The following is a 2,665-nucleotide window of genomic DNA, read 5'->3' as shown; positions in this document are numbered from 1 at the left end:
GCGCGGAGACGTGCACGAGGCCGTCCTGGTGAACGCCGACGTCGACGAACGCACCGAACGCCGCCACGTTGGTGACCGTGCCTTCGAGCACCATGCCGGGTTTGAGGTCGGCAATCTTCTCGATCCCCTCCCGGAACGTCGCCGCCGCAAACGCGGGACGTGGGTCCCGACCGGGCTTCTCCAGCTCGGCAATGATGTCCCGCACGGTGGGCAGGCCGAAGGAGCCGTCCACGAAGTCCTGGGGGTTCAGCGCGGACAGGTTTCCGCCCGCAGGTCCGGCCGACGTCCCCGCACCGGCCAGCGCCGCGCCCGCCGCCGCCTTGATCTTCCGCGCCAGCGGGTAGGCCTCGGGGTGCACGCTGGACGCATCCAGCGGCTCCGCTCCCCCGGTGATCCGCAGGAAGCCGGCGCACTGTTCAAAAGCCTTCGCGCCCAGCCGCGGCACCTTCTTCAGCTCGCTGCGTTTGTTGAAGGGGCCGTTCTCGTTCCGGTACGCCACAATGTTCTCGCTCAGCAGCGGCCCGACGCCGGCCACCCGGCTCAGCAGCGCCGGCGAGGCGGTGTTCACGTCCACTCCCACGGCGTTAACGCAGTCCTCGACGACGGCGTCGAGGCTGCGGTCCAGCTTGGCCGCCGTGACGTCGTGCTGGTACTGCCCGACGCCGATGGACTTTGGTTCGATCTTCACCAGTTCCGCGAGCGGATCCTGCAGCCGGCGGGCGATCGAGACCGCGCCGCGCAGCGACACGTCCATGCCGGGCAGTTCGGCTGCGGCCAGCGCCGACGCCGAATAGACGGACGCGCCGGCCTCCGAGACGACGAGTTTTTGCGGCGTCTGTCCCGCGGCCGCGCTGAGTTCCTTGATCAGCTCGGCCGCGAGCTTGTCCGTCTCGCGGGAGGCGGTGCCGTTGCCGATTGCGACGAGTTCGACGCCGTGCGTCCGGGCCAGGCCCACCAGCGTGCGCAGCGCCTCGTGCCACTTCCGGGCCGGGGCGTGCGGGTACACCGTATCCGTCGCCACAACCTTGCCCGTGCCGTCCACGACGGCGACCTTCACCCCGGTGCGCAGTCCCGGGTCCAGGCCCAGGGTGGCGCGGTTGCCGGCCGGCGCGGCGAGCAGCACGTCGCGGAGGTTGGCGGCGAACACCCGGACGGCCTCGTCCTCGGCCGCGGTGAACATGCGGCTGCGCAGGTCCCCGCTGAGCCGGGCCAGGACACGCGAGCGCCACGCCACCTGGGCGGTCTGCAGCAGCCAGGCATCGGCAGGCCGGCCGCGGTCGGCGACCCCGAGGAACCTGGCCACGGCGGCCTCGTAACGGCCGCGGGCGGCGGCCAGGGCGGCGTCGTCGTCCGGTTCCGCCTCGGCGAGATCCAGCTCCAGCACCCCGTCCTTCTCGCCGCGCAGCAACGCGAGGACCCGGTGCGAGGGCATCCCGGACGGGGCCTGGCTGAAGTCGAAGTAGTCCTTGAACTTCTGGCCCTCGGCGTCCTTGCCCTTCTTCACGCGGGACACCATCCGGCCCTGCGTCCAGAGCCGCTCGCGCAGGGTGGCGGCCAGGTCGGCGTCCTGGCCGACGCGCTCGACCAGGATGGACCGGGCGCCGGCCAGCGCGGCAGCAGTGTCCCCGATGGAATGTTCGGCGTTCAAGTAGCGGGCGGCTTCGCGCTCCGGGTCCAGGTCCGGCCGCTTCAACAAGGCATCCGCGAGCGGCTCCAGGCCGGCTTCCCGGGCGATCTGGGCCTTGGTGCGGCGCTTGGACTTGAACGGGAGGTAGATGTCCTCCAGCCGCGACTTCGTATCGGCGCCGACGACGGCGGCCTGCAGTTCGGGGGTCAGTGCGCCCTGCGCGGCAATCGCCTCCAGGACGGTCCGCCGGCGGTCCTCCAGCTCGCGCAGGTAGCGCAGCCGCTCCTCGAGCCCGCGGAGCTGGGTGTCGTCCAGGGTGCCGGTGGCTTCCTTGCGGTAACGGGCGATGAACGGCACCGTCGACCCGGCATCGAGCAGCTCCACGGCCGCCTTCACCTGCCAGGGTTTCACGCCAAGTTCGGCGGCGATCTGGGTCTCGATCGGGGAGGTCATGGCGGGGTGCTGCGGGAGTTGGCTCACCTGCCCATTTTGCCTTACCTCGCCCCTACCGCTGCCTTACTCCGGTCCGGTGCCCGGCGTCCCCGCGGCGGCGCGGGGTTCCTGCACGTCTTGGACCACCTCGTTGTGGCGGAGGAACCACGGTTTGAACGGCGGGTCGAAGCGGGCGAACCGTGGCGGGCCCACGGCAGTCAGCCCGGCCAGGGTCAGCGCCGCCTGCAGCCCGTCGTTGCGCCGCCCGAAGACTGCCGCCGTTCCGCTGCCGGAGAAGCGGAGGACGGCGGCCAGGGACCCGGGGACGGCCCTGATCTTGACGTCGGGGTTGGCCGGGGTTGGTGCCGTCTCCGGGGTCAGTCCCGCGGGGAGCACAAAGGCGACCACGAAGTCTGCGGGACCGGCGCCGCCAGGCAGCGGGCCGCTTTGCAGCACCGGAGCGGTCATCGCGAGCTTCTGTGCCGAGCCCGCGCCCTGGTTCCCGCTGTCCCGGCTTCCCGTTGCTTGGAGGACCGGGGCGGTCATCGCCAGCTTTTGTCCGCCGGTGTTGCTGCCGCTGATGTAGTTGAACAGGTGCCGGAAGGC

At 71.4% G+C, this 2,665-nt stretch carries 2 protein-coding genes; both read right to left on the bottom strand.

All coding sequences use genetic code 11. The features are described from left to right. Positions 1-2,080, bottom strand: a 2,080-nt coding sequence (locus AB4Y86_RS16345) for a Tex family protein (RefSeq protein ID WP_441403229.1), incomplete at its 3' end; no start/stop codon positions are given. 63 nt (positions 2,081-2,143) lie between these two features. Next, the coding region (locus AB4Y86_RS16340; RefSeq protein ID WP_441403228.1) for an SOUL family heme-binding protein at positions 2,144-2,665 on the bottom strand (522 nt) is incomplete at its 5' end.

Origin of the sequence: Arthrobacter sp. 2YAF22_2 (genome assembly GCF_052114645.1) — a bacterium.
Classification (GTDB): domain Bacteria; phylum Actinomycetota; class Actinomycetes; order Actinomycetales; family Micrococcaceae; genus Arthrobacter.
Note: the sequence above shows the minus strand (reverse complement) of the source record. Positions and strands in the feature narration are given on the sequence as shown.